This window comes from Streptomyces murinus (assembly GCF_002154555.1).
Classification (GTDB): domain Bacteria; phylum Actinomycetota; class Actinomycetes; order Streptomycetales; family Streptomycetaceae; genus Streptomyces; species Streptomyces murinus.
Map to the genome: position 1 here is coordinate 1 of NZ_MUNF01000541.1, position 8,105 is coordinate 8,105.

At 72.2% G+C, this 8,105-nt stretch carries 6 protein-coding genes; 4 read left to right on the plus strand and 2 right to left on the minus strand.

Going from position 1 to position 8,105, the window contains the following annotated elements:
* Positions 1–1,055, minus strand: a 1,055-nt coding sequence (locus tag CCN72_RS29265) for an FAD-dependent oxidoreductase (protein WP_107430180.1), incomplete at its 3' end; no start/stop codon positions are given.
* Between the two features lie 220 nt (positions 1,056–1,275).
* Here CCN72_RS29265 and CCN72_RS29270 point away from each other — a divergent pair.
* Entirely contained in the window at positions 1,276–2,286 is a 1,011-nt protein-coding gene (locus CCN72_RS29270) for a Ppx/GppA family phosphatase (RefSeq protein WP_086810974.1), read from the plus strand.
* A gap of 64 nt (positions 2,287–2,350) precedes the next feature.
* Here the strand turns inward: CCN72_RS29270 and CCN72_RS29275 are convergent, their stop codons facing one another.
* Positions 2,351–3,448, minus strand: a complete 1,098-nt coding sequence (locus tag CCN72_RS29275) for a GNAT family N-acetyltransferase (RefSeq protein ID WP_086810976.1) — start codon at positions 3,446–3,448, stop codon at positions 2,351–2,353.
* A 211-nt stretch (positions 3,449–3,659) separates the two neighbouring features.
* Between CCN72_RS29275 and CCN72_RS29280 the strand changes: the two genes are divergently transcribed.
* The 3 genes from CCN72_RS29280 to CCN72_RS29290 form a co-directional block, all read left to right on the plus strand.
* Positions 3,660–4,076: a PaaI family thioesterase gene (locus CCN72_RS29280; RefSeq protein ID WP_086810978.1), complete on the plus strand. Its 417-nt coding sequence runs from the start codon at positions 3,660–3,662 to the stop codon at positions 4,074–4,076.
* Positions 4,077–4,765: 689 nt separating this feature from the next.
* Complete coding sequence (locus CCN72_RS29285; protein WP_425276182.1) at positions 4,766–6,937, plus strand: glycoside hydrolase family 31 protein; 2,172 nt, start codon at positions 4,766–4,768, stop codon at positions 6,935–6,937.
* Positions 6,938–7,065: 128 nt separating this feature from the next.
* Positions 7,066–8,105 (plus strand): glycoside hydrolase family 18 protein (locus CCN72_RS29290; protein WP_208638133.1); only part of this gene is annotated, 1,040 nt, incomplete at its 3' end.

Here is an 8,105-nt window from a genome sequence, read left to right on the forward strand (position 1 = left end):
ATGCCGCCGCTGCCGGTGATGTTGTGCTCCACGCGCGGGCGCCGGTGCCGTTCGTACGCCCCGAACGCCCGTGCGGCGTCCGGCAGATCGCGCAGTGCCTTGGCGAGGACGACCGCGTCCTCCAGCGCCGTGGAGGCGCCCTGCCCGGTCGCCGGGGAGGCCGCGTGGGCCGCGTCGCCGATGAGCAGCACCCTGCCGGTGTGCCAGCGGGCGCCGAGCGGCATCTCGGTGGCGTTGGTGACCATCACGGGGCCCGGACAGCCGGCCACGAGCGCGGCGGCGGGTGTGGTGTCCGCGCGCAGCAGGGGCAGCAGTTCCTCGCGCGGTACGGCGCTGCGCGCGCCCGGCCCCCGTTCGGGCAGCGGGTCGCCGCCGACGCGTGCGAACCAGTACGTCTCCCCCGTCGGCGCCTCGGCGTACCCGAAGGCGCTCGCGCTGCCGCGCACCATGGTGATGACGCCGCTGCCGACCGTGCCCGGGGCGCCGGGGGTACGGCCGTAGAAGACGCGCTGTCCCGCGTAGCCGGGCCGGATGCCGGGGCTGAGGGCGCGGCGGACGGCGGAGTTCAGGCCGTCGGCGCCGATGAGCAGGTCGCCGGTGGCGGTGGTGCCGTCCGCGAAGCGCGCGGTGACGCCGTACGGCCCGTCGGTCACCGAGGTCAGCCGGGCGCCGTGGGTGAGGCGGATGCCGCGCGCCGAAACCTCCTGCTGGAGCGCGGAGTTCAGCTCGCCGCGGCGCAGACAGCGGTAGCGCAGATCGGGTTCGGCGACCTCGCCGAGCGGGACATGGGCCAGTTCGGCGCCCTCCGCGTCCAGCAGGCGCAGCGAAGTCAGCGGAAAACCGATGGCCGTGACGGCCCGGGTGGCGTCCAGCTGGGCCAGGGCGCGCATGCCGGTGCTCGCCAGGGTGAGGAAGGCGCCGATGTCCTGGTCCGCGCCGGAGTGCGCCTCGTACACGCGCACGTCGAAGCCCGCGCGGCGCAGGCCCAGTGCGGCGGCGCTGCCCGCGATGCCGCCGCCGATCACCAGGACCCTGGTCGCTGCCGTACCGGTCATGTGCCGCTCCCCATGCCGACAGTGGTGACGACCATCCAAGTACAGCGGCGGACCAAGGGCGCCGGGTGGGGCCCGGATCCGGACAGGGGCGGCCGCCTCCGCCGTCGCGCGCCGGTGGGTGCCGTCAGTGCCCCGGGCGCCGCCCGCCGGGGTGTGGTGTGCGCACGACCGCCCCTCGGACGCAGGCGTTTCGGCCGACGGAGTGGGTACGGACCCGGCCATGCGTGTGAGTGTGGTGGACGCGGGATCGAACACGGTGCGACTGGTGATCGCCGATGTGGAGGGGGGTGTTCCGCTGCCGGTGCACACCGTCAAATGGAAGCTGCGCCTGTCCGAACAGGTCGGCCCGGACGGCACCATCGCCGAGGAGGCGGTGGAGCGGCTGGTGGCGGCGGTGGCCGAGGCGGGCGACACGGCGCTGCGGTGGAAGGCCGCGGGCCCGCTGGCGTTCGCCACCGCGGTGGTGCGGGGCGCGCCGAACCGCGCGGAGGTGCTGGAGCGGGTGGTGGCCGGGACCGGGATCCGGATGTGCACCCTGCCGGGTGAGACCGAGGCCGAGCTGACGTTTCTCGCGGCGCGCCGCTGGCTCGGCTGGAAGGCGGGCCCGCTCGCGCTGCTCGACATCGGCGGGGGCTCGCTGGAGGTGGCCTTCGGGCGGGGCCGGCTGCCCGACTTCGCGGCCTCGCTGCCGCTGGGCGCGAGCCGGCTGACCCGGGAGTACCTGGACGTCCAGGATCCGCCCGGGGCGGGCGAGTTGAAAGAGCTGCGCCGCCGGATCCGGCACGAGCTGCGGGATGTGGCGGCGCGGATACGGTGGGAGTCGCCGCGCACCGCCGCGGTCAGCTCCCGTACGTTCCAGCAGCTGGCCCGGCTGTGCGGGGCCGCGCCGGGACGGTTCGGGCCGTTCGAGCCGCGCGCGCTGCGCCGCCGGGACCTGCGCGAGGCGGCGCACACCCTGGCCACCCTGCCCGCCGCCGAGCGTGCCCAGTTGCCCGGTATCTCCGCGCCGCGTGCCGCGCAGAGCCTGGCCGGTGCCGTCGTCGGGCACACGGCGCTCAAGCTGATGGGGCTGCGCCGGGCCGTCGTCTGCCCATGGGCGATCCGCGAGGGCATCCTGCTGCGCTACATCGAGGACGGCGCCGACTGGTGGACGCGGACCACGGGGGCCTGTCTCCCGGCGGCGCCGTCCTCGGCGGTGTCGCTGCGCAGCGTCGCGGGGCCCTCCGTGTAGCGCGCGACGGCCTTCTGGCGCGGGCGTGCCCGTAGGGGTCCGCCTGTTTCGTGCCCTCGTTCCCTCACGGGCCGGCGGGGCCCTGAGCGCGGGTGCGCAGGGCGCCCGCCGTCCGCAGCAGCCGGTCGGCGGGTTCGCGCAGCCGGGGGTGGGCCAGCACGGTGTTGCGCAGGCCGCGCGCGGGCCCGCGCCACAGGCGGTGGGCGAGCGCCACCGGGTGCGGCCGGGTCAAGAAGCCCTCCTGGACCCGTAGTTCGCGGGTCTTCAGCCAGTCCTTGTACTCCTTGTCGCCGCGTCCGAGGTCCACCATGGCGACCCCGTGCCGGGCGGCGGCCTCGGCGGTCCGCAGATGCATCATCAACCCCGGTGAGTAGCGGCGCAGTGCGGGATCGTACGCGGTGAACCAGGCCGCCAGTACGGTGCTCGACCGGGGTCCGAAGTGGGCGGCGACAGGGCGGTCCCCGGCGTAGAGCACGGACAGCGCCCCGGTGCAGTGCGGTGCGCGCAGGCGGGACAGCTCCTCGACCAGGGCGACGATCCAGGGCCTGGCGAACCGGTCCATGCGGCCGGTTCTGCGGTACTGCGCGGACTTCCAGCGCATGAGGGTGCGCAGCGCCTCGGGGTCGCGCTCGTCGAACACGAAGCGCACCTCGCCGACGTCCCGGCCGAGGCGGCGTTCCTTCTTCAGGGTCGTCTTCGCCTGCCCGGGGTAGGTGCCGCGCAGCCAGGCGGGGTAGTCGCCGTCGCCGGGCCGTACGTCGATGACGGGTGAGGCGAAGGTGCCGGTGACATATGGCTCGAACGGCCGCTGCTCGCAGACGAGATGGTCGAACTCGAAGCTGCTCAGCCCGCAGGCCCGCAGCAACTCGCCCGTGTCCCAGGTGGTTCCGGGCCGGTGCACCAGGGCCTGGCAGTCGGAGAGCCCGAGTCCGATCGCCCGGCCGATGCCGAACGGCCCCCGCTCGTACGGCAGGAAGCCCACATCCCGGCCGTCCTCGCGCAGCACCGCCACCCGGGCCCCGGCCCGGTGCCGGCCGACGGCGAGAGCGAACTCGGGGGCAAGGAAGGGGTTGGCGAAGGCGGGCGAGGAGTCCATCGCCTCGTGCCAGGCCCGGTGTTGCCCGGGCGTCAGCTCGCCGGTTCCGTGGACGGTGATCTCCACTCGGCTCCCCCGCCTTCCCGCCGCACTGTGGGCGCCCGGTCCCCCGCCGTGCGCCGCTGCTCAAAACTGGCGAAACAGACGGACCCTGTCAAGGGCGCGCAGGGCGGCGCGGGGTCGGCCGCCCCCTCGTGAACTCCCCGTTCCGCCGCGGCGGAAGGCGCCGGCTGGCAGACTTCCCGATCATCCTGGCCCTCATGAAAGGCGGTACGTCATGACGTCCCACTCCGAGCCCGCCGAGCTGCTGGCCACCATGCCGTTCGCGGCCGGTCTCGGCATCGAGCTGCGGGAGGCCACCGCCGAGCGCACCGTGGGCTCGCTCGCCTGGTCGCCCGAGGTGTGCACGGCCGGTGGCGCGCTGCACGGCGGGGCGCTGATGGCGCTGGCGGACAGCGTGGGCGCGGTGTGCGCCTACCTCAATCTGCCCGAGGGGGCGGCCGGCACCTCCACGGTCGAGTCCAAGACGAACTTCCTGCGCGCGCTCACCTCGGGCCATGTCCACGCCACGGCCCGGCCGCTGCATCTCGGCGGCACCCTCATCGTGGTGCAGACGGAGCTGCGCGACGACCGGGACCGACTGGTCGGGCAGACCACGCAGACCCAGATCGTGCTGCGCAAACAGGCCGGCTGAGACACCGCGGCCGAGGGGCCGGACCACGCCCGAGGGCGGGGTCCGGCCCTTTGTCATGCGCGCCCGCGCCACCCCGGAAGGCGTTCCGGATCCGCCCGCGGTATTGACATGAACCTGTGCTTCCTTCGAGTCTTCGTGCGTGAAGTTGCTTGATTTCGAGCATCTTCAAGCACTTCCACGCACGCTCATGTACTCCGCACCGACGCGAGGGGAGCTGTTCCGCCGTGCGAAGACTCCGACACCGGGTGCCGTGGCCGGCCTGGGTGCCGCTGGGGCTGGTGACCGCCCTGGCCGGCACCGCGCTGGTCGTCCCGGCGCCCGCCGCGGCCGCCGCCACCGGCGCCGTCCTGGACCCCGCCCACAGCAGTGTCAGCTGGCAGAGCCCCGTCTACCCCAAGGGCACCGTCGGCGATCCGAAGGACTGCCCCGCCCCCGGCGCCGACCCCGGCAACCAGGTCTGCGACCGCTTCGACCTGTCCGTCTCGGTACCGGCCGGCTACTGGAACGACAACCCCGAGGGCGGCGTCCCGCTGGCCGTCACGTGGGAGCACCCCACCGACGACTTCGACCTGTACGTGTACGACGACCACGGCACCCAGGTCGCCTCCAGCGCGGGCACCGCCGACCCCGAGGCCACCGTGATCCCGCGGGCGTCGGGGACGTACCACGTGGTCGTCGTGCCGTACGACGTGCACGACAACTCCTTCACCGGCACGGCGTATCTGCCCGCGACCGAGGACGCCGGCGATCTGACGTCCTTCTCGGGCGGCGACGGCAGCTACACGATCCGGGCCGGACAGCTCACGGCGCGCGCCGATTTCCTGACCGGTGGTCAACTCCGGCTCCAGGCGGACCCGTCGGGTTCGCTGAGCGATCCGGCCGGCACCGAGATCGTGCGCAAGCAGCCGGCCACGGACCGGCACACCTCGTCCTTCGACGCGGGCGACTACTACGGCATCCGCGCGCCGGGGGCCGTGCTGCGCGTGTACAAGAAGCCGCTGCGGTTCGGGCTGTACAAGGCGGACAACCGCACCCGGATCTGGCAGGAGGACAAGCCGCTGCGCTGGTCCACCGGCGGGATGCGGCAGAGCCTGGACCGCGGCGCCGACGAGCAGTTCTTCGGCGGCGGCGAACAGAACGGCAGCTTCTCGCACCGCGGGCAGACGATGTACGTGTCCAACAGTTTCGACTGGGACGAGGGCGGCTACAACAACTCCCAGCCCTTCTACCTCTCCAGCGCGGGCTACGGCGTCTTCCGCAACACCTTCGCGCCGGGCGTGTACACCTTCGACTCGCCGGTGACCACCGGGCAGCAGGAACGGCGCCTGGACGCCTACTACTTCCTCGGTGACCCCAAGCATGTGATCGGCAAGTACACGAAGTTGGTGGGCAAGCCGTTCATGCCGCCGGTCTACGGCCTGGAGCCCGGCGACTCCGACTGCTATCTGCACAACGCCAACCGGGGCGAGCGGCACACCCTGGACGCGCTGAAGGTCGCCGACGGCTACACCCAGCACCAGATGCCGCTGGGCTGGATGCTGGTCAACGACGGCTACGGCTGCGGCTACGAGGACCTCCAGCAGACCGCCCAGGGCCTGAACGACCACAACGCCCAGCTCGGCCTGTGGACACAGGACGGCATCGACAAGCTGGCCGAGCAGGTCAAGGCGGGCCAGCGGGTGGCCAAACTGGACGTGGCCTGGGTGGGCAACGGCTACCGGTTCGCCCTGGACGCCTGCGACGCGGCGAAGAAGGGCATCGAGGACAACAGCGACGCCCGCGGCTTCGTGTGGCTGCCCGTCTCCTGGGCGGGCGCCCAGCGCTGCGGGGTGCTGTGGAGCGGCGACCAGCAGCTGTCCTGGGACTACATCCGCTGGCAGATCCCGACGTATGCCGGGGCGACGATGTCCGGCATCGCCTACGACACCGGCGACGTGGGCAGCATCTACCGCCACGACCCCGAGATGTACGCCCGCGACCTCCAGTGGAAGGCGTTCCTGCCGGCCATCATGACCATGGACGGCTGGGCCACCGACCTGACCACCAAGAAGCCCGCGGACCAGCAGCCGTGGCTGGACGGCGAGCCGTACACCTCCATCAACCGCAAGTACCTCCAGCTGAAGGAGCGGCTGCTGCCGTACATGTACACCCTCTCCGCCGACGCGGCGAAGAGCGGTGTGGGCGCGGTGCGTCCGCTGTGGCTGGAGTACCCGGACGACCCGGGCACCCTGGGCGCGAGCGCCAAGTACGAGTTCCTGTCCGGCCCGGACTTCCTGGTCGCGCCGGTCTACCAGGACTCCGACACCCGCGACGGGATCTATCTGCCCAAGGGCACCTGGACCGACTACTGGACCGGCCGCACCTACCACGGCCCGACCACGGTCAACGGCTACCACGCGCCGCTGGACACGCTCCCGCTGTTCGTGCGCGAGGGCGCGATCGTGCCCATGTGGCCGAAGGGCACCACGAGTTGGCAGACCCGGGACCGGCACGAGCTGGACTGGGACCTGTATCCGTCGGCCCACGGCACCAGCCACTACACGCTGTACGAGGACGACGGCGTGACCCGTGACTTCGCCAAGGGCGCGGCCGCCGCCCAGCGGGTCTCCCTGCACCGGGACGCGCACCGGACGACCGTGTCGGTCGGCGCGAGCAAGGGCGCCTACCGGGGCAAGGTGACCGCCCGGACGTACCGGTTCACCGTGCACGGCGGCTCCGCGCCCGCGCGGGTGCTGCTGGACGGGCGTCAACTGCCCCGCTCCGCCTGGTCGTTCGACCCGGCCACCCGGGTCACGACGATCACCACGGCGAGCCTGCCGCTGGACCGGGGCTTCGGTCTGCGATTGGTCGACAAAAGGTAAAGGGATCGTATGGTCTAGTCCAAAGAGCAGGTTGGTCTAGGCCAACTTATTGACGTGGCCGCAACAGCTCCCGGAGGGTGGGGGCTCCTCCCCCACCCGGGTCTCTCCCCACCCTCTGGAGGCACGCAGTGAGACGTCTTCACGCCTGTCTGAGCGCGGCGGCCGCCGTCGTGCTCGCCGCCGCGGGCACCACCGCCCTGGTCGCCGCCAACGCTTCGGGCGCCACTGCCCAGGACGCCCTGAGCAACCGCTGGTACGCGGCCGCGCCCTATCTGATGCCGCTGGACAACGACCCGCCCGACGCGTCCGCCATCATGGACGCCACCGGACTCAAGGCGTTCCAGCTGGCCTTCGTACTCGCCCCCAACGGGGGTGGCTGCTCGCCCACTTGGGACGGTACGGCACCCGTCTCCTCGGACACCGCGGTGAAGTCGACGATCGACGCGATCCGCGCCAAGGGCGGCGATGTGTCCGTCTCCATCGGCGGTTACGGCGGCACCAAGCTCGGCCAGGCCTGCGCGGACGCGGCGTCCACGGCGGCGGCGTACCAGCAGGTGATCACCAAGTACGGCCTGCACGCCATCGACTTCGACCTGGAGGAGCCGGAGTACGAGAACACCGCGGCCATCAAGAACGAGATCGGCGCGGCCAAGATCCTCCAGCAGAACAACCCGGGCCTGTACGTCTCCGTGACGACGGCCGGCACGGCGGACGGCACCGGCTGGTTCGGCAAGCAGATGCTGCTGGAGGCGAAGTCGCAGGGGTTCACCCCGAACAACTTCTCCATCATGCCCTTCGACGGCGGCTTCAACGGGGCGGCGAGCCAGACCAGCGCGCTGACCAACTTCAACTCGATCCTCCAGTCCACCTTCGGCTGGGACGAGGCCACCGCCTACGCCCACGAGGGCTTCTCCGGCATGAACGGCCGCAGCGACACCGGCGAGATCTTCACCCAGGCCGACTTCCAGACCGTGCTGGACTACGCGACCAGCCACCACATGGACCGCTTCACCTTCTGGGCGATAAACCGCGACAGGCAGTGCAGCCCGCCCGACAACGGGGGCCGTACGTCCGGTACTTGTTCGAGCGTGGCGCAGAGCGACTGGGACTTCGCGAAGTACTCGGTGAAGTTCGCGGGCGTCACCCCGCCGACCGGCACGCCCACCCC